The sequence below is a fragment of the Lactobacillus psittaci DSM 15354 genome (assembly GCF_000425905.1).
In the GTDB taxonomy this organism is placed as follows: domain Bacteria; phylum Bacillota; class Bacilli; order Lactobacillales; family Lactobacillaceae; genus Lactobacillus; species Lactobacillus psittaci.
In genome coordinates, this window is record NZ_AUEI01000007.1 from 51,744 (window position 1) to 75,735 (window position 23,992).

Here is a 23,992-nt window from a genome sequence, read left to right on the forward strand (position 1 = left end):
TATATTTTAACAGAAATTAAGCAAATAATGCTAAAATTATGTTTTTTCTGGTATGATTCAAGTAGTAACCTTTTTAATTTAAAACTAAGGAGAAAAATTATGGGAAAAATTAATCGTTTTTATGATGCATTTCACCCTGACCATTATGACCTATTTATTGATGTTAATCGAGAAAATAAGCAAATTACTGGGACTTCAACTATTACTGGTGAAGCGTTAAATAGAGAAGTAAATGTTCATCAAAAGTTTATGAGCATTAGCAAGGTAACTCAAGATGGCGAAGCAGTACCTTTTGAAGTAGATGAAAAGGCAGAAGCAATTAAAATTACATTAGCTAAAGCTGGCAATACAACTATTAGTATTGATTACAGTGCACCACTTACAGATACAATGATGGGTATTTATCCTTCATACTACCAGTTAAATGGTAAAAAAGAAGAAATTATTGGTACTCAATTTGAAACTACTTTTGCTCGTCAAGCATTCCCATGTATTGACGAACCAGAAGCTAAAGCAACTTTTAGTTTAGCACTTAAATTCGATGAAAAGCCTGGCGAAATTGCTTTGGCTAACATGCCAGAAACTAAAGTGGAAAATGGCGTGCACTACTTTGAAAAGACCGTTAAGATGTCAACTTACTTAGTTGCATTTGCCTTTGGTGACTTGCAATCTAAGATGACTGAAACTAAGAGCGGAGTAAAAGTAGGTGTCTTTGCTACTAAGGCTCACAAGGCTAAAGAATTAGACTTTGCTTTAGATATTGCTAAACGTGCAATTGAATTTTATGAAGACTTCTACCAAACTCCTTATCCATTGCCACATTCATGGCAATTAGCTTTACCTGACTTTAGTGCTGGTGCGATGGAAAACTGGGGACTGGTAACTTACCGTGAAGCTTACTTGTTGCTTGATCCAGACAACACTCCACTTGACATGAAGAAGTTAGTGGCAACTGTAATTACACACGAACTTGCTCACCAATGGTTTGGTGATTTAGTAACTATGAAGTGGTGGGACAACTTATGGCTTAACGAAAGTTTTGCTAACATGATGGAATATTTATCACTTGACCACTTAGAACCAAGCTGGAATGTTTGGGAAATGTTCCAATCTTCAGAAGCACCAGCTGCTTTGACTCGGGATGCAACTGATGGCGTTCAATCAGTTTATGTTGAAGTAAAAGATCCAGCAGAAATCGATACTTTATTTGATGGTGCAATCGTTTATGCTAAGGGTTCTAGAATGTTAGTAATGGTTAGAGCTCTTTTAGGTGACAAGGCACTACAAAAGGGCCTTAAGTATTACTTTGACCACCATAAGTTTGGTAATACTACTGGGGATGACTTGTGGAATGCTTTATCAACTGCAACTGACTTAAACATTGCTGAAATTATGCACTCATGGCTTAACCAACCAGGTTATCCTGTAGTGAATGCTTTTGTTGAAGATGGCCACTTGAAGTTGACTCAAAAGCAATTCTTTGTTGGTGAAGGCGAAGACAAGGGCCGAATTTGGCAAATTCCATTGAATGCTAACTTTGATTCACCAGCCATCATGACTGAAAAAGAATTAGATTTAGGCGACTACGAAACTTTACGTAAGCAAGCTGGTCATGCATTAAGAATTAATGTTGGTAACACTACACACTGCGTTGTTAAATACGACGAAACTTTGATGAATGATATCTTAGCAGAAGTAGAAGATTTAGACTCAATTAGTAAGTTGCAATTACTACAAGATTTACGTTTACTCAGTGAAGGTCGCGAAAGTTCATACGCTGAAGTTGTTCCTTTACTTGATAAGCTTAAGGATTCTAAGTCAAACCTTGTAAATAACGCTATTTACACTACTGCTAGAAAGTTACGTCAATTTGTAACTCCAGATTCAGATGCTGAAAACTACTTGAAGCAATTCTACAACCGCTTAAGTGAAGACCAAGTTAAGCGTTTAGGTTGGGAAGTTAAAGCTGGAGAAAGCGATGAAGACAAGTTAACTCGTCCATACGTTTTAAGTGCTAGTCTTTATGGTGGTAATATTGATTCAGTTCGTGCAGCTCACAAACTTTACCAAGAACATGAAGATGATCTAGAAAGCTTAAACGCTGATGTTCGTCCATATGTTTTGATTAATGAAGTTAAGAATTGTGGTTCAAGCGAATTGACTGATAAGTTGATTAAGCTTTACCAAACTACAAGTGATGCCAGCTTCAAGAGCGACTTAACAGCTGCAATTACTTCATCTAAGAGTGAAAGTGAACTTGAAAAAGTTGTATCTTACTTTAAGAATGCTGATGTGGTTAAGCCACAAGACTTACGTGGTTGGTTTGCAAGCGTCTTGAACAACAAGCTTGGTGAACAACTCGCTTGGGACTGGATTAGAGACGAATGGGCATGGCTTGATAAGACTGTTGGTGGTGATATGGAATTTACTACTTTCATCACAGTAATTGCTAGAAACTTTAAGACCGCTAAACGTCTTGAAGAATTTAAGGCCTTCTTTGAACCTAAGCTTGATCAACCAATGTTAACTCGTGAAATCAAGATGGATACCAAGGTTATTGCAACTAGAGTTGACTTAGTTGAAGCTGAAAAAGTTAAGGTTAATGCTACTATTAAGAACTTGTTTATCTAATTTTATAGCAAAATAAAAAGGTACTACTAAGTGTGGTACCTTTTTGTATGTAAAAGTTTAATTGCTTAAAATTTAGTCTCTTTAATGTCATCTTCAGGACGATGTTTAAGAATTCTTAATACGCGCCAAGGATAAGTCATACCTTCAGGAAACGGTGACAAGTTAACAGTGATTTGATGATGTTCAAATTGGTAATTAAGTGGATTTCTTTCATCAATCCATTCAATTCGAGTAGGTTCGAGTTCAAAATTTCCAACTGTAACAGATGTAGGAAGTGGACTTTTAATGAAGACATAAATCTGATAAGGAGCATGACGATTCTGAAGTGCAAAACTGTTACCACTTGTGGTTAAGCTTGAAGCTTCACCCTCATTTAAAGCGTGGCCGAACCAGTGCATCCAGTCATTAATAATGGTTAAAGCTGTTTTTTGTTCTGGTTTGATATCACCATCGGCTTCTAAAGTTAGGTCAAAAATTGCTGCTTGATTATTTTTACGGCAGTGTACAATCTTATCGATTACATTTTCACTGGCTAATTCTTCACCACTAACTTCGACTAACTGGATTGTGTATTCGTCACAAGCTGCTTGATATGGAGCTAGATTGCTGGCATTAGAGATGCTAATAGCGCGAGCACCAACATCACGTACAGTTTTTACTAATTCAGCAGGATTAGCTTGCTCATTTACGTTGAAGTTAAAAATAATTCCAAAATCTGGATTCATATCTTGTCCTCCCAAAAGTATTCTTTAATATTTTACCGTATATTTAAAATAAATAAAAATTTAGCGCACTAAATAAAAACAGCAACTGACTAAGTTGCTGTTTTTATTGATTTGGATTATAAGTTTGGATCCATCACAAAAGCTAATGGTGATTCAGCTGATTGCTTAGTAATTAAACTAGCACATAAATCTTGATAGTTTTTGATTGCTACTTTTGCCATCTTGGCGTTAGCTTCGTCAATTAGATTTTGTTTTTCGGTTTGATTACTCAAGGTAGCTAATTTTTCATCAGTTTCGTAACGGATTTGGCAAACTTGTTTGCTTGTATCATCTTGTACACTAGTTAATTCTTTAGCATATTTACTCCATGAGCGATCAGCTAAGATACTAGCCAGTTTAAATACCCAATAAGCAGAATCAGCTGAATATGTTTCAGTTCCTTTATCCCACATTTCAGGTACTTTAGTTCCTTGAGGATAAAATGGAATATATACTCCTTGTGAAGTAACTCCCATACATAACCAATGTACCATCTTGTCCCCATTTAGTTCTAGTAAGTGGCTTTCTTGTGTAGTGGCAACACTGATAGGACGGAAAGTAGCGGTATGCTTATTTTTTTCACTTACTAAATCATAAGGCGTATTTTGATAATGATCACTTAAGACTCTTTGGGCATCTTGAATTGAGATTGGCCGGTCAGGCTTTTCCAAAAATGGCAAGTAATAGTCTTGGGGATTCTTTTGCTTGGAAGGAGTCAATAAACGTTGACCAGTCCAAACTCTTGGAGTGTTATAATGCAAGTCTGATTCATCTTGAGTTCCAAAGATATGACGCCAATTAAATGGTTTATCCTTGGGCCATAAGTTGTTGTTATAAACGAAATCTTGTAAGCCTGCAGAGTAAATGAAATTATTGGAATCATTAAAATCAATTTCTTGAATGGCCAATTGATTTGCGACAACAGCATAAGAATCATCAGGGATCCTTTGAGCAACATAATGGTGGCCACTACCAATTTCAAAATACCAAGCTTCGTTTGGATCAGCAAACAAAATTCCATCAGCTTCAGCAGCTCCATGAGTACGAATGATTTCACCTAAGCGTTCAATTCCTTCGCGAGCTGTTTTGATATATGGTAAAACGCAAGTTACCATTGCTTCTTCTAAAATTCCATTTTCAGTATCAAAAGGGTCAGCAGCTAAGACTCTAGCGTTAGCATAAGCAGATTCAGTTGCACTCATTGCAACATGAAATTCATTAATTCCATCTTCTTCAAAAACACCATATTTATCGGTCCATTCAGGTGTACTAGAGTAGGCATAACTCTTTTCTGGAAGTGGTATGCTAAATTTATTATCTTTAGAAGTAAAAACGCTATTTTGACTTTCTTTGGCTGGATTAAAGGCTAAATGCTTGGGCCAAGCAGTTTTACAGTCTTCATTTCTACCGATAATAACACTACCAGTAATTGAAGCTTTTTTACCAATTAAAATTGATGTACAGGCAGAGCGACCATGTTTAATAATCATATTTGTCACACTTTCTATTGTTTTATATTATAATTATAAAATAACAAAATATTTTTAAAAAGGGAGCGGTTTTGTTATGGAAGATAAAAGTATTACATTAACTACAGATTATGCAACTAATAGTATTAATATGAATTTTTCTGATAACTTAACCGATGGTCAAGAAATCGGTTATATTTTATCTGCCTCATTCTTGTCATACGCTATCAATCAAGGCTTATCTAAAGAAGAAATTGTAAAATTGGTTTCTGAAGGATATGATGAGTTTACTAGTGATAATAATTAAATCATTAGATACTATATTTGAGGGTAAGTATTAATGGCTAGAAAAAAGGAAATTCGACGCCAGCAGATTCTTGATGTGGCTTATAAATTAGCATTACGTGATGGTGTAAAGAGTTTAACAGCACGTAACATTGCACAAGTGGGTAAATTTTCAACCCAACCAATTTATCTGGAATTTAGTAATATGGCCGATTTAAGAAAGCAAGTTTTGCGTATTATGGCTACTAATTTACGTAAAGAAATTTCTAGTAAGGCTTATATTGGCAAGGCTTTAGTAGACTTAGATTTAGCATATGTTGAATTTGCTCAAGAAGAATATGATGCCTTTAAAGCAATGTTTACCGATGGAAAACTTGCAAGTAAGATTTTATCATCTACTTTAATGAAGCTGGGAATAGAGTGTTTTTATAAGCAATATCAAAATGTTGATGTTGATGACGAAAAAATTGAATTAGTGATTATGGCTAATTGGATTGCCGCAACTGGAATTGCATCATTAGTTGTGAATAGAGTAGCTACTTTTACTCAAGAACAGATGGTTGATGTTTTTGAAAAACAAATAGAAGAAAGTCTTGAGAATAAAGATTTAAGTTATGTTAAGCAAAATCCGATGTTTATAGTTGCTGAAGAATAGATTAACGATAGTATTGCTTTTAATGGCAGTACTATTTTTTGTCTTATAATAAGCAAAGAGTTATTAATTAAAGTTATTAATTGATTTTGTCTTGGTTTATGTGAAAAAGTTAACTATAATAAAGATATATGTTTTTGAGAAAGGTGGCCTTTTAATGAAAATTCTTGCACTTGTTGGTAGTAATGCAGAAAACTCATTTAATCGCAAATTACTATTAGCAATTAAGAAGCGCTTTACTAGACACGAAATAGAACTTGCTGAGATTAAGGATTTGCCATTATATAAAGAGAAATCAGCTACACCAGCTGCAATCAGTGAATTGGCAAATAAGATTAGCAACAGTGATTTGGTTTTAATTGGAACACCTGAACAACAACACTCAGTTACTAGCGCATTGAAGAGCTGTCTAGAATGGCTTTCTTCAAATGAACACCCGTTTAATGGGAAAAAGGTGGCAATTGTTGGTACTTCAGTGCTTGCTCAAGGTAGTGGAAGAAGTCAAACTCGTTTGAAGAGCATTTTGGCCTCACCAGGTTTTGGTTGTGAAGTATTTAATGGTGATGAATTTATGTTGGGCTTAGCTGGCCAAGCTTTTGATGAAGAAGGTAACTTAACTAATGAAAAAACTTTGGAATTCTTAGATAAGTTCTTTGGTGAAGTTGAAACTTGGTATCAGAAAGTTTCTGAATAGGAGGCAACAATGAAATTATTAGCTTTAGTTGGAACAAATGCCGATTTTTCATATAATCGTTTCTTAGCTCACTTTATCGCCAAGCGTTACCATAAACAAGCAGAAATTGAAGTAGTAGAAATCAATGACTTGCCTTTATTTGGCCGTGAATTCAGTGCTAATGAAGCAGTTGAAGTATTTAGAAATAAGATTAAACAAGCCGATGGTATAATCGTTACAACTCCAGAATACGATCATGCTATTCCAGCAGCTTTAAAGAGTGCTTTAGAATGGTTAGGATCACATTCTGGTAGTAATGTAATGAAGATGAAGCCGGTTATGGTTGTAGGTACTTCTTATGGAATGATGGGTGCAGCTCGTGCTCAAGAAGATGCAAGAGAAATTTTGCTGTCACCAGATATGACTGCTAATGTATTACCTGGTAACGAAGTTTTGATTGGCAATGCCTTTGGTAACTTTGATAAAGAAACCGGCGATTTGACCAATGAAGATTACATCAAGCAACTTGATCAAGTAATGCAGAACTTTGTTGCTTTTGTTAAGCAAAATTTGAAGTAAAAAATAAAGTCTTTATCTTTTTAAGGTGAAGACTTTTTTGTTTTGTCGCTAGCAAGTTTTACGTATAATTGACTTGAGGTGAAGCTTGTAATGAAAATAATAATTTCTCCAGCCAAGAAAATGGTTAAGACTGATAGTTTTTTGCCCCGGAGCCAGCCAGTCTTTTTAAATAAAGCCGAAGAATTAATAGCTTTTTTACGAGAAAGAGATTTTGAGCAATTAAGCGAAATTTGGCAGGCAAGTCCGGCAATTACTCGTGAAGGGCAAAGACAACTAGCTGATTTTAATAGTGCGAAAGCAACTGTTCCAGCAATTGCAACATATAGTGGAATCCAGTATCAATATATGGCAGCAGATTTGTTTACAGAGCGAGCTTTAGATTATAGTCAGCAACATTTGCGCATTCTCTCTGGCTTGTATGGTGTTTTACGCCCATTTGATGCAGTGTGTCCTTATCGCTTAGAGTTAAAAAATAAAATGATAGGATTTCGTGATTATAGCTTGTATCATTTTTGGGGGAGTTTAATTCATGACGAATTATTCAAAGATGATCAAGTTGTCATAAATCTCGCATCTAAAGAATATGCTAGGGTAGTGAAGCCATACTTGAAATCAGATGAGCGAATGATTACTATTGATTTTTTAGAAAAAAGAGCTCAAGGTTATAAAACAATTGGGACACACGCTAAGATGAGTCGTGGAGAAATGACCAGATTTATTTGTGAAAATCAAATAAAAACGCCTGAAGAACTTCAAGCGTTTAGTGATTTTTCTTATAAATTTGATGTGAGTGTCAGTGATGACAATACTTATGTCTTTAAGACTGATTTTGACTTTAAAAGAAAGTAGTAGGTCTTAAAAAATCTGTAGTTAGCCTGATAGCTTCTTTTTGACTATCTCCTGTGAAGCGATGATCAGCTTCAATTAAATGAAGAGTAGAATTTTCGTAAATATCATGATATTTTTGACTATATTTATAATCAACAACTTGGTCTGATTTGCCATGAATTAAGCAGACAGGGCCAGTGAAGTTTTTAGAAGTCTCATAAATTGGTAAGTTTTGTGCTATTCGAAGGTAAAAACCACCTAATTCTTTTCCTTTATAAGGGATGATATCTGGAATCTTTTTAGGATTATAGCTAACGCCTTGGGTTGAACCCGCTAAAGCGTCATCTTTCAAGCAAGCAGCAGGAGCTAGTAAGACTAACTTATCAATTAAATCGGGATAAAGACCTGCTAGCATTGAGGCAATAACGCCACCTTGAGAATGACCAACTAAGTAAATGTGGTTTATATGTGGATTAGTTTTAACATATGATAAGACACAATTTGCATCAGCTATTTCATTTAAAACGGTCATATCCTTGAAGGCACCATCACTTTCACCATGACCATTAAAATCAAAACGAATGCTGGAGACATTTTCATTACATAGGTTTTGTGCTAGTTGCTTTAATAAGTCAGTATTTCGATTGGCTGTAAAACCATGCATAATGATTGCTAAATCATAGCGCTCACCGAAAGGATTGAGCTGCTCACAGACGATATTTAATCCATCGCGTTTAAGTGTAAAAATCGACATAAATTCCACTCCTATCAATGCTATTTTAACGCTTTTTAGGATGTTATTTGCTAAAGAAAGGATAAAAACTATGAAATTAACCCTCATTCGTCACGGTCAAACCGATTTGAACAAAGAAAATCGTATTCAAGGTGGAGGAATTGATCAACCTTTAAATGAAACTGGAATTATGCAGGCTCAGCAAGCTGCTAAGAATTTTGATATTAGTGGATATGACTTAGTTTATGCTAGTCCATTAAAGCGAGCACGGAAGACAGCTGAAATTTTTGTTCATGATGAAAAGCCAATACATTTTGACGAGCGTTTAAAAGAAATGGACTTTGGTGAATGGGATACCCTAAGAGTAATTGACCTTTATAAAAAGTATCCTAAGGGATTCACTAGTGATGGATATATTGCAAATGGCTACTTGCGATATGCTCCAAGTGGAGAAAGTTTTGAAGACGTAGCCCAAAGGGCTAGTGAATTTGTGGACGAATTAATCGATAAGTATCCAGATAAGAATGTTTTGGTTGTTTGTCATGGTACTTTAATTAAGACCTTAGTGGCACATTATTTTGCAAATGGTAATCTTGATATTTTTAGACAAGTTGAAAATTGTGCCATTAGTAAATTTGTATTTGAAGAAAATCGCAGACAAGTACAAATGTACAATCATGTAATTGGTTAAAATCCTAAGAAGCTATATTAGCTTCTTTTTTTATGATAGAATATTGACATGGTGTCACAAAATGTTAGAATAAAGTTTGACAGGTGACATAGTGTCACTTGAAAGGAGAACTATGGTTAAGTCGACTTTTGAAAATTTAAAACAGGAAAAGAAGGCAAGGATAACTCAAGCTCTTTTAAAAGAGTTTAGTAATCATCCATTAGCAGATACGCAGGTTGCTAGAATTGTTGCTGATAGTGAAATAGCTCGTGGAGCTTTTTATAAATATTTTGATGATCTTGAAGATGCATATAAATATGTTTATAAAATGGCAATTAAAGAAATCCATGCGCCAATGTCAATGCGTGAATTTAATCCAGATTTGATTTGTCAATTGGTTTCTGATTTTGTAACTAAGTCTGAAGCTAGTCCTTATTATGACTTGATTAAGATGCATTTATCCAAAAATGAGAGTCTAGTTGCACAAAACTTACAACAAAAAGCTGTAGCAATGTCAAAATTAGGAGCAAAAGAATGGTCTGCCATGGTATTGAGCCATGAGACAATCAAGTTAGCCTTATTTGATCCTGAACACCGTAGTCTTTACCTAGATCGTTTAAGAAAGAGTATTGAATTACTAGGAAAGGGAGACTAAAAATGTTTTTGGCATTAAAGGAAATTAAGCGAGAAAAAATGCGTTATGGCTTAATTGTCCTAATGATTTTTTTAATTAGCTACTTAATTTATATGCTTACTGGATTAGCCTTTGGGTTAGCCTCTGAAAATACCCAAGCAATTACTAGTTGGCAAACTAAGCGAGTCGTTTTAAATGAAAGTAGTAATGTTAGTTTGAGCCAGTCATTGATTAGTAAGAAGGATATAGATCAACTCAAATTAACTAAAGACGAAAGCTTTGTTGGTCAAACTCCAGTTGTAGCTAAGAAAGAATCAAGATCTACACTTTCCGCTCAATTTATTGGCTTAAAGAAGAGTCAGTACATTTATCAAGATTTGACTTTGATAAGTGGACGTAAGTGGCAAAAGTCAAATGAAGTTGTTGCTGATGTTGCCTTTAAACAAAAAGGATATAAATTAGGCGATAAAGTGACTTTGAATGGCTCCAATCAAACCTACAAGATAGTTGGGTTTGCTAAAAATGCCAAGATTAATATTGCTCCAATTTTATATGGAAATTTGTCTACCTGGAGAAGCTTGAAATTATTAAGCCCTCAAGTTGCAGCTTCTGGAATTATTAGTAAGCGTAATTATCGGACTAACTTAAAGGACTTAAAGAGTTATAATTTAGCTACTTTTAAGAATAAATTGCCAGGTTATAAGGCTCAAAATATGACTTTTGAATTAATGATTGGCTTCTTATTTATAATTTCTTTGATTATTGTAGCTGTCTTTTTGTACATTTTAACCATGCAAAAGTTACCTAATTTTGCAGTTATGAGGGCACAAGGAATTGGAGGAAAAACTTTAGTTAGCTATACAATTTGGCAATCATTGATACTGGTTATTTCTGGTTGTGTAATTGCACTCTTGGTGATGCTATTAACAACAAAAGTATTACCAGCAGCAGTTCCAATTGAATTTACTGCCATAATCGCAAGTAGTGGTGTTTTAGGCATGATTGCTATGGGACTACTTGGTAGTTTGATTCCAGTAAGAAGTATTTTACGTGTTGATCCTAAAATGGCGATTGGAGGCTAAGCGATGACAGCAGTCGAATTGAAAAATGTTACCAAGATTTATGGTAAGGGCGAAGCAAAAACCATTGCCGTTAAGGATATAAACTTTGAAGCGGAAAGTGGACAGTTAGTTTTACTTGAAGGTCCTTCAGGAGCAGGTAAGAGTACACTTTTGACAATTATGGGAGCCTTGCAAAAGGCAAGTAGTGGTCAAGTTTTGATTGAAGGTCAAGAAATTAATGCTTTGTCTACTAAACAAAGTGATCAGCTTAGATTAACAACTATTGGTTTTGTCTTGCAAGAACATAATTTGGTCCCATTTTTAAAAGTTAAAGATCAATTTAAGCTAGTAGATAAAGTGAAGAAATATGGCAACTTAACAGCTAAGGAATTACAAGAATTATTGGTTCAACTAGGGATAGAGCAACTCGTAGATAAATATCCTAATGAATTATCTGGTGGTCAAATGCAAAGAGCAGCCATTGCTAGAGCTCTCTATGCCAACCCTAAAATAATTTTAGCTGATGAGCCAACCGCTTCTCTTGATAGCGAACGAGTTAAAGAAGTGGGGCGTTTATTTAAACAACTGGCCAAAGAAAAAGATAAAGCGATTATTTTAGTGACTCATGATCAACGTTTAGAACAATTTAGTGATCAAATTTATGATGTCTTAGATGGGACGATTTCAAAGCGTTAACTGATAGGAGATATCCGCTCTATAGTGGATATCTTTTTTATTTAAAATCTCAGTAAAAAAACTTGCAATTAAAATATTTATCAGGTATTCTGTTATGATTTACATCTATAAAGTTAGAAGGGATATGAAATATGAGATTTAAAAAGATTATGAGTTTATTGCTTGTTGTTGCAGTATCTGTTGTTGCAATAGCTTGTAGTAAAAATAAGGCAAATGATAATAATAAAATTCAAGTTGTAACTTCAACTAATGTCTATGCCGATATTGCTAAGAATATTGTTGGTAAATACGGTAAAGTTACAGCCATTATCAAAAATGGAGATACTGATCCTCATGATTTTGAACCGACAACTAAATCCGGTTTAGTATTAAGTCATGCTGACATTATCATCGCTAATGGTATGGGCTATGACAATTGGATGCAAAAATTAGCTAAAGCTAATGGAAAAAAAGCTGTTAGAGTTGGCGAAGATATCATGAAATATAAAAGTAATGCTAATCCCCATATTTGGTATAACTTACAAATGCCAACAAAGTATGTTAACTACTTGGTTCGTCGTTTAACCAAACTTGATAAGAAGCACGCTAAGTATTACCAAACTAATGCTGAAGAATATTTAGCAAAGATTGCCAAAATTAAACAAGTAAGTAGTCAAATCGATGGCAAAAAGTCTAAACCTGTTTTTGTTTCAGAACCTGTTTTTGATTATGCTTTAGAAGCAAGTGGTTTCAAGATTGGAAATCGTGATTTTGAAGAAGCGATTGAAAATGAAGTTGACCCAAGTGCGAAGATTATTAGTAAAATGAATCGCCAAATTAAGAATAAAGAAATTGCTTTCTTTGTTAATAATACGCAAGCTTCTAGTTCAACGGTCAATACTTTAGTTAAAAAGGCTAAATCAAATGGAATTAAGGTTATATCAGTTCGAGAAACTATGCCTAATGGCGTTACTTATTACAATTGGATGAAGCAAAACTATGACAATTTAGCTAAGGTGGCTAAATAAAAAGTAAGTAAAGGGTGTAAATTTAAAAGTAGGAACTTGTTCCTACTTTTTTGTGTGAAAACATTTTCATAGATGCTAGTTCTTTGTTAGGAATTGTGATAAAATGCAAGATGATTTTTCAAGCCTTTATAATTTTTTCTTGAAAGGAAATATAAAATGACAAAAGTAAATGCAGTCGGTAGTATTGAAGCCGGCGGAACTAAGTTTATTTTGGCAGTACAGGATCTTACAACTAAAGAAGTAATCGCAACTGACAGAATTCCTACTACAACTAAAGAAGAAACTTTACCTAAATGTCTTGAATTCTTTAAAAAGCATCCAGTTGATGCTTTAGCTATTGCTACATTTGGACCAGTAGACATTAATCCTGACTCTAAGACTTATGGTTATATTCTTGATACCCCTAAACCAGGTTGGTCTGGTGCAAACTTTAAGGGCTTTTTTGAAGAAAAATTAAATATACCTGTATTTATTACTACAGATGTCAATGGCTCTTGCTATGGTGAATATGTTGCTCGTGGCCGCGATAATACTAAGACTTACCTTTACATTACTGTAGGTACTGGTATTGGAGGGGGAATTATTCAAGAAGGCAAGTTCATTGGACGCAACTATCACCCAGAAATGGGACATATGATGGTAACCAAGGCCAAGGGGGATGATTTTGACGGCACATGTCCTTTCCATGGGGCCTGTGGCGAAGGAATGGCTGCTGGACCGAGTTTAAAGGCTAGAACTGGTATCCCTGGTGAAGACTTGCCACGTAATCACAAGGCCTTTAAGTATCTACAATATTACGTTGCCCAATTACTTTATAATGCATATATGACTACTAGACCCGATGTGATGATTGTTGGTGGTTCTGTTTTAACTGAAGATGACCTAGTTGGCGTAAGAAAATATTTTGATGATTTAAATAATAATTATGTTGCAACTCCTGAATTAAATAAGCTAATTGTTCGTCCTATTGTTGCTAATAATGGTTCTGCTACTTTGGGTGATTTTGAACTTGCTAAGTCTCTTTTAGCCGATTAAATATTTCAATCTGATTAATCTATATTTACGCATCTATTAATAGGTGCGTTTTTTGCTATAATAAATAAGAATAAGTTATAAGGAGGGTGCGAATTGAACACACCGCGATCTGTCCAAGGGAATTTAATTCGCTATGGCGTATATTTAGTTGGTTATTTGCTTGTAATTGGAGCTAAGGCTTTGGTTGCAGATACTGGAAAATTACAAACTTGGGATTTGATTTTATTTATCTGCTTAACTTTAATGACCGGACTTTTGTATATTTATCGATTTAATCGAGAACAAAGATATTTTCAAAGGAATTTTAGTTTGCCATTATTAGGAAATATGACCGTAACTAGTTTGATGACAATTGCGATTGTGTGTGCGCGACTTTTTATTTCATATTTACAGTTAAATGGAAAGTTAGGATACTATACTTTTCAAAGCATTTATGCTAAATCTGAAAGTACACCAATGTTTTGGTTCTTAATAATAGCTCAGGGAGTTGTAATTCCAGTTTTACAAGTATTTTTAGCTGAAGGATTTTTCTTTAATTACTTGTTTAGAGCAGATGATTTTTTAGTTGCAGTGATGGGGTTACTTTGTTCAGGTGCGGTTTTTACAATTTTGAATTTGCAATTCAACTTAAATTTAATTGTGGTTGATTTTGTGCTAGGCTTATTTTTAGCGTGGACTTACTTGTATACCCAAAGCTTATCAATGACCTTGTATTTAGCAGTTTTAAATGGGATTTTATTAGTAATGATGATGTAAATAAAAAGGAGATTTCAAACTGAAATCTCCTTTTTGCTTAAGCGGATAGCGTGAATCGAACCCGCATCCCCAGCTTGGGAAGCTGGTGTTTTACCATTAAACTATACCCGCAATATATGATAAGTTTATCATGAATATTTTCTTTATCCAAGAGAAAATTGCGAGATATGTTAAAATAAAGGTAACAATTTTGAAGTTTATAAAATTTGAATTTAAGGAGACAACTATGGCTAAAGAAGTACTTTTGACAGGAGATCGTCCTACAGGACGTTTACATATTGGACACTATATTGGGTCATTAAAAAATCGAGTAATATTGCAAAATGAAGGTAAATACGACCCATATATCATGATTGCTGATACTCAAGCTTTAACAGATAATGCGCGTAATCCTGAAAAGATTCGTAACAGCTTAATTGAAGTTGCACTTGATTATTTAGCAGTAGGAATTGATCCAGAGAAATCAACTATTTTTGTCCAATCGCAAATTCCAGCTTTGTTTGAATTAACTGCTTACTATTTAGACTTAGTCACTGTTGCAAGACTTGAAAGAAATCCGACTGTTAAGACTGAAATTAAGCAAAAAAACTTTAACGAAAGTATTCCAGCAGGCTTTTTGACTTATCCAGTATCACAAGCTGCAGATATTACTGCTTTCAAGGCAACAGTAATTCCTGTCGGGGATGATCAAGAACCAATGATGGAACAAACAAGAGAAATCGTTAGAACTTTCAATCGCTTATACAAGACTGATATTTTGAAAGAACCTAAGGGCTACTTCCCACCAAAGGGACAAGGTAGATTACCAGGACTTGATGGTAATGCCAAGATGAGCAAATCATTAGGTAATGCGATTTATTTAGCTGATGATGCTAAGACTTTAACTAAAAAAGTAATGTCAATGTACACTGATCCTAACCATATTCACGTAGAAGATCCAGGTCAAGTTGAAGGAAATACTGTTTTCACTTATCTTGATGTTTTTGCTAAAGATCAAGATAAAGTTGCGGACTTAAAGGCACAATACCAAAAAGGTGGTTTAGGTGACGTTAAAATCAAACGCTTCTTAAATGAGGTTTTGGAAGAAGAACTTGCTCCAATTAGAGAACGTAGAGAAAAATTCGCTCAAGATAAAGATGCCGTTTATGAAATGCTCTTAGAAGGATCAAGAAAAGCTAACAAAGTTGCTAATAAAACTTTACAAGAAGTTCGCGATGCAATTGGATTTAACTACTTCAAAGGACAAAGATAATGGCTAATCATCGTATTCCTTGGGAACAATACTTTATGATGCAGGCGCTAGTTATTAGCCAGCGCTCAACTTGTAATCGCGCTCTAGTAGGTTGCGTTTTAGTTAAAGATAAACGAATTATTGGAACTGGCTATAATGGGTCAGTAACTGGGCAAGCGCATTGTGATGATGTGGGGCATCAAATGGTTGATGGCCACTGCGTTCGTACGATTCACTCAGAGATGAATACTTTGATTCAGTGTGCTAAAAATGGCGTCTCTACTCTTAATACGGAGGTTTATGTTACCCATTTTCCTTGCTATAACTGCACTAAAGCTTTAGTACAGGCTGGAGTTAAGCGTATTAATTACTTCTTTGATTATCGTGACGATCCACTAGCACTGGACCTACTTAATAAAACGGGTGTAACTGTTAAACAAGTAAAAATTGATCCAGCATACGTTCATAATTTAGCAAGTGAGATTGATGAGTATGAAGCAAATCATTAGTCTTATTGCCTTAGTTTTGTTATTTCCTCTAATGACAGCATTTTCTAGTAAGGATGTAGATTCTAATAATCAAGCTTTGCTTAAGCAACAAAATGCTTTTTGGAAAAGTAAAAGACAAAAAATAAGTGCTAAAATCATCGCTAAAACTAGGGGTGCCAAGCCTAGTGAAATTTTGTTCTTAATCACAAGTGTGAATGGTCGTAGTCAGGTCAAGATTATATTAGGTAAAAATCTTCCTTTGAATTCAACTGAAAGTAATCAACTTTTACAAGGTAATGCTGATTTATTGACTAGTTCAAATAAGTCTACTTTTAATCGTGGAATTAATCATCTTTTTAAAAACACTTTCTTAAAAGTAGATCAAAGACTGAACTTAAAATCTCCTTATGATGCCAAAACTGATGATAGCAAGCAGCATAAGTTAAACTTAGGCTGGGCCCTTATTTTAGGATGCTGCATGATGGGGTTTTTAACTTTCATTGGGAAACTATTTAGAGTAAAAGTTTGACAAAGTGAATATATCCGCGTACCATCAATGCGTAAAGTAATTGTTTACTTGATAAAAATTCAAAATCTGTTAGGTGAGACTCCTACGTGAAAACACGCTATCGCCCAGAAACATCCAGAGATGCCAACGGGTCAAACAGACTCTGTCGAATTAAGGCGGAATCCAGATAGCTAGCTAGTGCTTACGTCACGTAGTGTTAAAACTGAACGAAGGCTTATTAAGGGTATTTTTTCGAGTCCACCTTTTTTAGGTGGGCTTTTTCTTTGCTCTTCTAGCCTAGGGAGGAGAAATATATGATTAAAGTTAAGAAGACTGTTAAGAACGCAGATAATCTTAAGATGCTAATGGAAATTGCAACTGAAGATTTAGCTAAGACTTATCAACGTTTTGGTAGTGGAGAAACTGGCTTAAGTAATAAGGATGCAGCTATGTTGCGTGAAAAGTATGGCAGAAATGAAATTGCTAAAAGTGAACATAACACTAAGGCTCATTTCTTATTTGAAGCTTTTATGACTCCCTTTACTGCAGTTTTGCTTATTTTAGCTACTTTATCGCTGTTTACTAACTATATTTTTGTTCCAGAAAGCGAAAAGGACTTAAGTACTGTGATAATTATGTTAGTCATGGTTTTAATTTCTGGATTAACTAGTTTTGTTCAAAATGTTAAAACTAATGATGCTGTTCAAAGTCTTTTGAAGATGGTTTCGGTTACTACTAATATTGTTCGTAATCAAAAATCACAAGAATTACCAACTAGCGATGTAGTACCTGGAGATATCATTAATTTAGCAGCTGGTGATATGGTACCAGCTGATATGAAATTGATTAGGACCAAGGATTTGTTTTGCAGTGCTAGTTCACTGAATGGGGAATCAAATCCAGTAGAAAAAATTGCTGGTAAAAAGCCGGTAGTAACAGCTTTAAACGATTATTTAGATTATCCTAATATTGTTTATGAAGGAACGACCGTGGTTTCTGGCTCCGCTACTGGGATTGTTTTTGCGACTGGCAACAAGACGGTCTTTGGTAAATTAGCGCGTAAAATTAGTCAAACTAAAATTAAAGAAACAGCCTTTGATGTGGGAATTAAAGAAATTTCCAAGTTATTAATTATCATGACTGCAATTATTGCTCCTTTAGTACTAATAATTAACGGCCTAACTAAAGGTAATTGGTTAGATGCTTTGATTTTCGCCATTGCCACAGCTGTTGGCTTAACACCAGAAATGTTACCTGTAATTGTGACCAGTAACTTAGTTAAAGGGTCAATTGAAATGTCTAAGCATGGAACCATTATGAAAAAGATGAATTCGATTCAAAATTTTGGTTCAGCTGATATTTTATGTACTGATAAGACTGGGACTTTAACTCAAGATAAAGTTGTCTTAGAACGACATTATAATCTAAATTTGGTGGAAAAAGATATTGTCCTAGAATATTCATACCTCAATAGTTTCTATCAAACTGGGATGAAGGATTTGATTGATAAAGCTGTGATAGATGCCGGTGAACAAGAACTTGATACAGCTAAAATTCAAGCAGATTACGAAAAAATCGATGAAATTCCCTTTGATTTCAAACGCCGAAAGATGAGTGTAGTTGTGCAAGATAAACATGGCGAACACTTATTAGTAACTAAAGGCGCAGCAGAAGAAATGTTAGAATCAAGTAGCTTCGTTCAAATTAATGGTAAAGTTTTGCCATTAACTACTGAACGAAAAGAAAAAGTCTTGGCTGATATTGATGATATGAATCAAGATGGGTTGCGGGTATTGTTACTAGCATATAAGAAAAATCCAGCTCCTGTTGGTGAATTCAGTGTAAAGGATGAAAGTGAGTTAACAATTGTTGGTTACTTAGCCTTTCTAGATCCACCAAAAGAAACCGCTAAAGAAGCCTTAGCAAACTTAAAACGCGATGGTATTAGAGTAAAAATCTTAACCGGTGATAATGCGGCTGTTACACGTGCTGTTGGTAAGCAAGTTGGTCTCGATGTAAGTAAGATTTATTCAGGTAGTGACTTAATCGGAAAAAGTGATACCGAATTACGTGAAATCGTAGATAGCTGTGATATTTTCGTTAAATTATCACCTGAATTAAAAACTAAGATTATTGAAGTTTTAAAAGCAGATGGGCATACTGTTGCTTACATGGGGGACGGTATTAATGATGCACCAGCAATGAAAGCAGCTGATGTTTCAATTTCCGTTGATACTGCTGTCGATATTGCTAAGGAAAGCGCTGATATCATCTTGCTTCATAAAGATCTGAGAATTTTAGAAAATGGGGTTAGAATTGGTAGAAAAGTCTTTGGCAATACAATGAAATATATCAAGATAACTCTCTCCTCTAATTTTGGTAATATCTTATCAATTTTAGTTGCATCAAGCTTTTTACCATTTTTACCAATGTTACCTTTACAATTATTGATTCTAGATTTACTTTATGGAACCAGCTGTTTAGCAATTCCTTTCGATAGTATGGATGATGAATATCTTTCACAACCGCGAACTTGGTCAACTAAGAAATTGCCTAAGTTTATGTTTTATTTTGGCCCAACTTCATCTGTTTTTGATATTATTACTTTCGCTTTGCTTTATTTTGTAATTTGTCCTAGCGTTGCAGGTGGCAGCTTTACTAGTTTGAATTTAACTGGCCAGGCAATTTTTATAGCAGTCTTCCATACTGGCTGGTTTATCGAATCACTTTGGACTCAAGAAATGGTAATTCATGCTCTAAGAGATAAGAAATTACCTTTAATTAAGCAACATGCTACAGCCCCAGTAATGCTTGCAACTTTTGGTGCAGCGGTAATAGGTAGTTACTTACCATATTCACGTGTTGCTACAAGCTTAAAATTTGGCCCAATGCCAGGGACATTTATTGAAATAGTAGTTGGTTTGCTAGTACTCTATATTTTATTAACAACATTAGTTAAGAGACTTTATCTCAGAAAAGAAAAATTTTTGATTTAATCTGTTACAATATAAGGGATTCTCATTTTGGGAGCAATCCCTTTTTGTATGGTGTATTATTGAATTATAAACTTGAAAGAGAGACAAATTATGGCTGACAAAAAGACTTTTTATATTACAACTCCGATTTATTATCCATCAGGCCGATTAACTATCGGTAATGCTTATACAACAATTGCAGCTGATAGTATGGCTCGTTATAAGCGTAGTCAAGGATACGACACTTTCTTTTTAACAGGAACTGATGAACACGGCTTAAAGATTGAACAAAAGGCTGAAAAAGCTGGCATTAAGCCACAAGAATATGTTGATAACATGGCTAAGCAATATAAAGAACTTTGGAAAAAGCTTGATATTTCTTATGATAAGTTCATTCGTACGACAGATGCGGACCACGTTAAGAGTGTCCAAAAGATTTTTGAAAAACTTTTAAAGCAAGGCGACATCTACTTAGGCGAATATACTGGTTGGTACAGTGTCGAAGATGAAGAATACTTTACTGAATCACAATTAAAAGAAGTATTTAAAGATGATAACGGTAAAGTTATTGGTGGAATTGCTCCATCGGGTCACAAAGTGCAACTAGTTAAAGAGCCATCTTACTTCTTCAGAATGAGCAAGTATGCTGATCGTTTACTTAAGTACTACAAGGAAAATCCAGACTTTATCTTGCCACATTCACGTGAAAAGGAAATGGTTAATAACTTCATTAAGCCTGGCCTTGAAGACTTATCTGTAACTAGAACTACTATTGACTGGGGAATTCCAGTACCAAGTGATCCAAAACACGTGGTTTATGTTTGGATTGATGCTTTATCAAACTATATTACTGCTTTAGGTTATGGCTCAGATGATGACAGCTTATTTAAGAAGTTCTGGCCAGCTGATGTACATTTAGTTGGTAAAGAAATTGTTCGTTTCCACACCATTTACTGGCCAATTATGTTGATGGCTCTTGATTTACCACTTCCTAAGCAAATTTTTGGTCACGGCTGGGTTTTAATTTACAAGGATAAGATGAGTAAGTCTAAAGGCAACGCTGTTTATCCAGAATCAATTGTTGATCGATTTGGCCTAGATGCATTACGTTACTACTTAATGAGAGCCATTCCATTTGGTAGTGATGGTAGTTTCTCACCTGAAGACTTTGTTGAAAGAGTTAACTTTGACTTAGCAAATGACTTAGGAAATCTTCTCAACAGAACTGTTTCTATGATTAACCAATACCAAGCAGGTCTTGTAACTAAACCAGCTAGTCAAGATGACTTAGGTAGTGATTTAGCTAAAGTAGCTAATGAAACAATAGTTGAATATCAAAAGCAAATGGATGCACTCCACTTCTCACAGGCTTTAGATGCAATTTGGAAATTCGTTGGTCGTGCTAACAAGTATATCGATGAAACTACTCCTTGGGTATTAAACAAGGAAGGTAAGACTGAAGAATTAGCTCGAGTAATGGCTAACTTAGCTGAAAGCTTACGTTTAATTGCAATTATGATTAGCCCTATTATGACTGAAAGTCCAGCTAAGATTTTTGCACAATTAGGCTTGAACTTTGAAGATGAAGCACAAAAAGCCTTAGAATTTGGGGCATTTTCTTGGAACGTTAAGGTTACTGAAAAGCCAACTCCAATTTTCCCAAGAAGAAAAAAGGATGAAGAAGTAGCATACATCAAAGAAGAAATGGCTAAGGCTGTAAGCAAGAAGCAAACTAGAAGTGAAAAGAAGGCAGCAGAAATGGAAGAAGAAAAGAACTATATTTCAATTGATGATTTTGACAAAGTTCAAATTAAAGTTGGACAAGTTATTAGTGTTGAAGCTGTTGAAGGTTCAAGTAAGTTGCTAAAATTCCAAATGGACTTTGGCGATGAAAAACGTCAAATCTTATCAGGAATGCACAAGTTCTACCCTGACTTTGAAGAGTTAGTTGGTAAGAAGATTTTAGCTGTAACTAACTTAAAGCCACGTAAAATGATGGGAATGGAAAGCCAAGGCATGCTTTTATCTAGTGAAAAGGGCAAGAAAGTTAAGCTTGCAATTGTTGGCGATGAACATGACTTAGGGGCATTATTAGGTTAATGGAGATTTTTGACGCACATACACATTTAAATGACACTCCTTTTAGAGGGAAAGAAGAAGTATATCTGCAAAGAGCTGCAGATTTACATGTAACTAAGATGGCTTGTGTTGGACAAGATTTAGAATACAATAAACGTGCTCTTGATTTAGCTAAAAAATTTGATAACGTTTATGCCATTGTTGGTTATTGCCCAGATGTTGCCAAAGATTATTGCCAGGAATGGGAAGACTTGCTTGTTGAGCAATTAAAAGAGCCTAAGGTAGTTGCTCTAGGTGAAATAGGCCTTGACTACTACTGGGATGAATCTCCACGTGATTTACAAAAAGAAATCTTTAGACGGCAAATTGAAATTGCTCATGATTTAAAATTACCGGTTAATATCCATACTAGGGATGCTTTTAAGGATTGCTATGAGATTTTAAAAACTAGTAATTTAGAATACGGCGCAGTTTTACATAGCTATAATGGTGGACCTAAGTGGACGAAGAAGTTTTTGACATTAGATAATGTGACTTTTTCATTTTCAGGGGTTGCTTCATTTACCAAAGCTGTGGACGTTCATGCTAGTGTGAAACTAGTGCCACTTGATCGATTAGTAATAGAAACTGATGCGCCTTACTTGACTCCTAAGCCATATCGCGGAAAGCAAAATGAACCAGCCTATGTTTATTATGTTGCTAAAGCAATTAGTGAGTTAAAAGGTGTTAGCTTAGAAGAAGTAGCTGAAGCTACTTACAAGAATACGGTGACTGCTTATGGAATTAAATAATAAGAACTTTGATGCCGTTGTAGTAGTTGAAGGTAAAGATGATACCGCACATTTGAAGCAGTTTTTTCCAGGAATTGAGACGATTGAAACAAATGGTTCAGCAGTCAGTACTGAAACTTTGGCTTTAATCAAAAAAGTTGCCCAAAAACGGGACATCATTGTGTTTACCGATCCTGATTTTAACGGAGAACGGATTCGGAAGATTGTGACTCAAGCTGTGCCAACAGCTAAGCAAGCTTTTGTAACTAGAAAAGAAGCAGAACCTGAGTTTAGTGGCAGTTTAGGTGTTGAACATGCAACACGAGCAGCGCTTGAACGGGCATTGGCTGATTTACATGAAACAACTAAAAGCAGTGATTTAACTTTTGAACAATATCGTAAGCTGGGGTTAGCTACTAGTTCAAGTTCACGCAAATTACGTGAAGACGTTGGAGTTAAGCTGGGTATCGGTTATGCAAATGGTAAGCAATTTTACAAGCGATTGGTTATGTTTGGAATTAATTTTAATGAGTTGCGGCAAACAGTAAGTGAGGTTGAAAATGGCAAATAATTTACCAATTTGTGACCCAATTAGAACCAAGGCGATAATGAATCGTTATTTGGGTTTCGCTAAGAAAAATTTGGGACAAAATTTTCTAATTAGCTTAAGTAAAATTAATGATATTTTAGATGCGGCAGACATTAAAGCTGATGATCAAGTTTTAGAAATTGGCCCAGGAATTGGATCGTTAACTGAACAAATGCTTTTACGTGGTGCAAAAGTTTTAGCTTACGAAATTGACCAAGATTTGCCAGAAATTTTGCATAATGAATTGCCTCAAAAAATAGGTGACAAGCATTTAGATGATGTATTTAAATTAGTCATGAAAGATGTTTTGAAAGCAGATTTCGCAACTGATATTGGTGATTTTTTTAATTTGACTAAGCCTGTTAAAGTGGTTGCGAACTTGCCATATTACATTACGACACCTATTATTTTTGCTTTGGCTAAAAGTGATTTAGATTTTGAAAGTTTAACTTTAATGATGCAAAAAGAAGTGGCTGATCGGTTAGCAGCAAATAGTGGAAATAAAGATTATGGCCCATTAACTATCTTTGTTCAAACTAAGTTTAGCGTTAAGTTAGCGGTCCAAGTTGATCGAACTAACTTTAATCCTAGTCCTAAGGTAGATAGTAGTGTAGTAGTCTTAAAGCCTTTAGTTGAAAAGTTTAATTTAGGTGATGAGAAACATTTTGAACATGTAATCAAAATGTGTTTCTCACAAAGACGTAAAACTTTGAACAATAACTTAAAACCGCTAGTGAAAGATAAACAAGAGCGTTCAGATTTAATTGCTAGCCTTGATTTACCTGATAAAGTGCGACCAGAACAAGTAACGATTGAACAGTTTATTACTTTAGCTAATAAGCTGAAGTAAGGGAGATTGTTGTAAAAATCACAAATTTG

The 23,992-nt window shown here is 34.9% G+C and carries 24 protein-coding genes, 1 tRNA gene and 1 riboswitch; of the genes, 21 read left to right on the plus strand and 4 right to left on the minus strand.

The genetic code is table 11. The annotated features are described in order from the left end of the window. Nucleotides 1–99 precede the first annotated feature (99 nt). Nucleotides 100–2,631, plus strand: a complete 2,532-nt coding sequence (locus H628_RS0101790; RefSeq protein WP_027824911.1) for a M1 family metallopeptidase — start codon at nt 100–102, stop codon at nt 2,629–2,631. A gap of 65 nt (nt 2,632–2,696) precedes the next feature. Here H628_RS0101790 and H628_RS0101795 read toward each other — a convergent pair whose 3' ends face one another. Beyond that, a complete protein-coding gene (locus H628_RS0101795; RefSeq protein WP_027824912.1) occupies nt 2,697–3,356 on the minus strand; it encodes a hypothetical protein in 660 nt (219 codons plus the stop codon). A 116-nt stretch (nt 3,357–3,472) separates the two neighbouring features. Next, nucleotides 3,473–4,885, minus strand: coding sequence for a C69 family dipeptidase (locus H628_RS0101800; protein ID WP_027824913.1), 1,413 nt, complete (start codon nt 4,883–4,885; stop codon nt 3,473–3,475). A 76-nt stretch (nt 4,886–4,961) separates the two neighbouring features. Between H628_RS0101800 and H628_RS0101805 the strand changes: the two genes are divergently transcribed. The 5 genes from H628_RS0101805 to yaaA all read left to right on the plus strand — a co-directional run bounded on the left by H628_RS0101805 (nt 4,962) and on the right by yaaA (nt 7,902). Further along, nucleotides 4,962–5,171 (plus strand): hypothetical protein, encoded by a 210-nt coding sequence (locus H628_RS0101805; RefSeq protein ID WP_027824914.1) that lies wholly within the window; start codon nt 4,962–4,964, stop codon nt 5,169–5,171. Nucleotides 5,172–5,204: 33 nt separating this feature from the next. After that, a complete protein-coding gene (locus H628_RS0101810; protein ID WP_027824915.1) occupies nt 5,205–5,804 on the plus strand; it encodes a TetR/AcrR family transcriptional regulator in 600 nt (199 codons plus the stop codon). A gap of 154 nt (nt 5,805–5,958) precedes the next feature. Beyond that, nucleotides 5,959–6,495: an NADPH-dependent FMN reductase gene (locus H628_RS0101815; protein ID WP_027824916.1), complete on the plus strand. Its 537-nt coding sequence runs from the start codon at nt 5,959–5,961 to the stop codon at nt 6,493–6,495. 9 nt (nt 6,496–6,504) lie between these two features. Beyond that, complete coding sequence (locus H628_RS0101820; protein ID WP_027824917.1) at nt 6,505–7,053, plus strand: NADPH-dependent FMN reductase; 549 nt, start codon at nt 6,505–6,507, stop codon at nt 7,051–7,053. Nucleotides 7,054–7,143: 90 nt separating this feature from the next. Beyond that, the gene (yaaA, locus tag H628_RS0101825) at nt 7,144–7,902 is read left to right on the plus strand and encodes a peroxide stress protein YaaA (protein WP_027824918.1); all 759 of its coding nucleotides are present in this window, start codon (nt 7,144–7,146) and stop codon (nt 7,900–7,902) included. On the opposite strand, the gene H628_RS0101830 is transcribed toward yaaA, so the two are convergent. Further along, nucleotides 7,889–8,635, minus strand: coding sequence for an alpha/beta hydrolase (locus H628_RS0101830; RefSeq protein ID WP_027824919.1), 747 nt, complete (start codon nt 8,633–8,635; stop codon nt 7,889–7,891). The two genes, yaaA and H628_RS0101830, sit on opposite strands and share 14 nt — an antisense overlap. Before the next feature lie 70 nt (nt 8,636–8,705). On the opposite strand from H628_RS0101830, the gene H628_RS0101835 reads away from it, so the two are divergent. The 7 genes from H628_RS0101835 to H628_RS0101865 all read left to right on the plus strand — a co-directional run bounded on the left by H628_RS0101835 (nt 8,706) and on the right by H628_RS0101865 (nt 14,473). Next, a complete protein-coding gene (locus tag H628_RS0101835; protein ID WP_027824920.1) occupies nt 8,706–9,305 on the plus strand; it encodes a histidine phosphatase family protein in 600 nt (199 codons plus the stop codon). 112 nt (nt 9,306–9,417) lie between these two features. Further along, nucleotides 9,418–9,939: a TetR/AcrR family transcriptional regulator gene (locus H628_RS0101840; protein WP_027824921.1), complete on the plus strand. Its 522-nt coding sequence runs from the start codon at nt 9,418–9,420 to the stop codon at nt 9,937–9,939. Between the two features lie 2 nt (nt 9,940–9,941). Continuing rightward, nucleotides 9,942–11,000 carry an ABC transporter permease gene (locus tag H628_RS0101845; RefSeq protein WP_027824922.1) on the plus strand — a complete coding sequence of 353 codons (1,059 nt, stop codon included), beginning with the start codon at nt 9,942–9,944 and terminating at the stop codon, nt 10,998–11,000. A gap of 3 nt (nt 11,001–11,003) precedes the next feature. Then, nucleotides 11,004–11,675 carry an ABC transporter ATP-binding protein gene (locus H628_RS0101850; protein ID WP_027824923.1) on the plus strand — a complete coding sequence of 224 codons (672 nt, stop codon included), beginning with the start codon at nt 11,004–11,006 and terminating at the stop codon, nt 11,673–11,675. A gap of 131 nt (nt 11,676–11,806) precedes the next feature. Beyond that, complete coding sequence (locus tag H628_RS0101855; RefSeq protein WP_027824924.1) at nt 11,807–12,682, plus strand: metal ABC transporter solute-binding protein, Zn/Mn family; 876 nt, start codon at nt 11,807–11,809, stop codon at nt 12,680–12,682. A 156-nt stretch (nt 12,683–12,838) separates the two neighbouring features. Then, nucleotides 12,839–13,717 (plus strand): ROK family protein, encoded by an 879-nt coding sequence (locus H628_RS0101860; RefSeq protein WP_027824925.1) that lies wholly within the window; start codon nt 12,839–12,841, stop codon nt 13,715–13,717. Between the two features lie 93 nt (nt 13,718–13,810). Next, on the plus strand, nt 13,811–14,473 hold the full coding sequence (locus H628_RS0101865; protein ID WP_027824926.1) for a CPBP family glutamic-type intramembrane protease: 663 nt from the start codon (nt 13,811–13,813) through the stop codon (nt 14,471–14,473). Between the two features lie 40 nt (nt 14,474–14,513). On the opposite strand, the gene H628_RS0101870 is transcribed toward H628_RS0101865, so the two are convergent. Then, nucleotides 14,514–14,584, minus strand: a tRNA-Gly gene (locus H628_RS0101870). A gap of 115 nt (nt 14,585–14,699) precedes the next feature. On the opposite strand from H628_RS0101870, the gene trpS reads away from it, so the two are divergent. The 8 genes from trpS to rsmA all read left to right on the plus strand — a co-directional run bounded on the left by trpS (nt 14,700) and on the right by rsmA (nt 23,963). Further along, nucleotides 14,700–15,725 carry a tryptophan--tRNA ligase gene (gene trpS / locus H628_RS0101875; RefSeq protein ID WP_027824927.1) on the plus strand — a complete coding sequence of 342 codons (1,026 nt, stop codon included), beginning with the start codon at nt 14,700–14,702 and terminating at the stop codon, nt 15,723–15,725. Further along, nucleotides 15,725–16,213, plus strand: coding sequence for a deoxycytidylate deaminase (locus H628_RS0101880; protein WP_027824928.1), 489 nt, complete (start codon nt 15,725–15,727; stop codon nt 16,211–16,213). Before trpS ends, H628_RS0101880 begins: the two co-directional genes overlap by 1 nt. Beyond that, nucleotides 16,197–16,721: a hypothetical protein gene (locus tag H628_RS0101885; protein ID WP_027824929.1), complete on the plus strand. Its 525-nt coding sequence runs from the start codon at nt 16,197–16,199 to the stop codon at nt 16,719–16,721. The genes H628_RS0101880 and H628_RS0101885 overlap by 17 nt, the downstream gene beginning before the upstream one ends. A 58-nt stretch (nt 16,722–16,779) precedes the next feature. Continuing rightward, nucleotides 16,780–16,941: riboswitch (M-box (ykoK) riboswitch) on the plus strand. Nucleotides 16,942–17,014: 73 nt separating this feature from the next. Further along, on the plus strand, nt 17,015–19,696 hold the full coding sequence (gene mgtA / locus H628_RS0101890) for a magnesium-translocating P-type ATPase (RefSeq protein WP_027824930.1): 2,682 nt from the start codon (nt 17,015–17,017) through the stop codon (nt 19,694–19,696). A 90-nt stretch (nt 19,697–19,786) separates the two neighbouring features. After that, entirely contained in the window at nt 19,787–21,775 is a 1,989-nt protein-coding gene (gene metG / locus H628_RS0101895; RefSeq protein WP_027824931.1) for a methionine--tRNA ligase, read from the plus strand. Beyond that, entirely contained in the window at nt 21,775–22,545 is a 771-nt protein-coding gene (locus H628_RS0101900) for a TatD family hydrolase (protein ID WP_006585269.1), read from the plus strand. The genes metG and H628_RS0101900 overlap by 1 nt, the downstream gene beginning before the upstream one ends. Further along, nucleotides 22,532–23,095, plus strand: a complete 564-nt coding sequence (gene rnmV, locus H628_RS0101905) for a ribonuclease M5 (RefSeq protein WP_027824932.1) — start codon at nt 22,532–22,534, stop codon at nt 23,093–23,095. The genes H628_RS0101900 and rnmV overlap by 14 nt, the downstream gene beginning before the upstream one ends. Then, complete coding sequence (gene rsmA / locus H628_RS0101910) at nt 23,085–23,963, plus strand: 16S rRNA (adenine(1518)-N(6)/adenine(1519)-N(6))-dimethyltransferase RsmA (RefSeq protein ID WP_027824933.1); 879 nt, start codon at nt 23,085–23,087, stop codon at nt 23,961–23,963. Before rnmV ends, rsmA begins: the two co-directional genes overlap by 11 nt. Nucleotides 23,964–23,992: the final 29 nt, after the last annotated feature.

Excerpts from the sequence above, each read along its gene's own strand:
- H628_RS0101860 (WP_027824925.1), top strand. The coding sequence starts at position 12,839 with ATGACAAAAGTAAATGCAGTCGGTAGTATTGAAGCCGGCGGAACTAAG.
- rnmV (WP_027824932.1), top strand. The coding sequence starts at position 22,532 with ATGGAATTAAATAATAAGAACTTTGATGCCGTTGTAGTAGTTGAAGGT.
- H628_RS0101850 (WP_027824923.1), top strand. The coding sequence starts at position 11,004 with ATGACAGCAGTCGAATTGAAAAATGTTACCAAGATTTATGGTAAGGGC.
- H628_RS0101830 (WP_027824919.1), bottom strand. The coding sequence starts at position 8,635 with ATGTCGATTTTTACACTTAAACGCGATGGATTAAATATCGTCTGTGAG.
- H628_RS0101835 (WP_027824920.1), top strand. The coding sequence starts at position 8,706 with ATGAAATTAACCCTCATTCGTCACGGTCAAACCGATTTGAACAAAGAA.
- H628_RS0101790 (WP_027824911.1), top strand. The coding sequence starts at position 100 with ATGGGAAAAATTAATCGTTTTTATGATGCATTTCACCCTGACCATTAT.
- H628_RS0101845 (WP_027824922.1), top strand. The coding sequence starts at position 9,942 with ATGTTTTTGGCATTAAAGGAAATTAAGCGAGAAAAAATGCGTTATGGC.
- H628_RS0101855 (WP_027824924.1), top strand. The coding sequence starts at position 11,807 with ATGAGATTTAAAAAGATTATGAGTTTATTGCTTGTTGTTGCAGTATCT.
- yaaA (WP_027824918.1), top strand. The coding sequence starts at position 7,144 with ATGAAAATAATAATTTCTCCAGCCAAGAAAATGGTTAAGACTGATAGT.
- H628_RS0101815 (WP_027824916.1), top strand. The coding sequence starts at position 5,959 with ATGAAAATTCTTGCACTTGTTGGTAGTAATGCAGAAAACTCATTTAAT.
- mgtA (WP_027824930.1), top strand. The coding sequence starts at position 17,015 with ATGATTAAAGTTAAGAAGACTGTTAAGAACGCAGATAATCTTAAGATG.
- trpS (WP_027824927.1), top strand. The coding sequence starts at position 14,700 with ATGGCTAAAGAAGTACTTTTGACAGGAGATCGTCCTACAGGACGTTTA.
- rsmA (WP_027824933.1), top strand. The coding sequence starts at position 23,085 with ATGGCAAATAATTTACCAATTTGTGACCCAATTAGAACCAAGGCGATA.
- metG (WP_027824931.1), top strand. The coding sequence starts at position 19,787 with ATGGCTGACAAAAAGACTTTTTATATTACAACTCCGATTTATTATCCA.
- H628_RS0101885 (WP_027824929.1), top strand. The coding sequence starts at position 16,197 with ATGAAGCAAATCATTAGTCTTATTGCCTTAGTTTTGTTATTTCCTCTA.
- H628_RS0101805 (WP_027824914.1), top strand. The coding sequence starts at position 4,962 with ATGGAAGATAAAAGTATTACATTAACTACAGATTATGCAACTAATAGT.
- H628_RS0101880 (WP_027824928.1), top strand. The coding sequence starts at position 15,725 with ATGGCTAATCATCGTATTCCTTGGGAACAATACTTTATGATGCAGGCG.
- H628_RS0101810 (WP_027824915.1), top strand. The coding sequence starts at position 5,205 with ATGGCTAGAAAAAAGGAAATTCGACGCCAGCAGATTCTTGATGTGGCT.
- H628_RS0101820 (WP_027824917.1), top strand. The coding sequence starts at position 6,505 with ATGAAATTATTAGCTTTAGTTGGAACAAATGCCGATTTTTCATATAAT.
- H628_RS0101840 (WP_027824921.1), top strand. The coding sequence starts at position 9,418 with ATGGTTAAGTCGACTTTTGAAAATTTAAAACAGGAAAAGAAGGCAAGG.
- H628_RS0101795 (WP_027824912.1), bottom strand. The coding sequence starts at position 3,356 with ATGAATCCAGATTTTGGAATTATTTTTAACTTCAACGTAAATGAGCAA.
- H628_RS0101800 (WP_027824913.1), bottom strand. The coding sequence starts at position 4,885 with ATGATTATTAAACATGGTCGCTCTGCCTGTACATCAATTTTAATTGGT.
- H628_RS0101900 (WP_006585269.1), top strand. The coding sequence starts at position 21,775 with ATGGAGATTTTTGACGCACATACACATTTAAATGACACTCCTTTTAGA.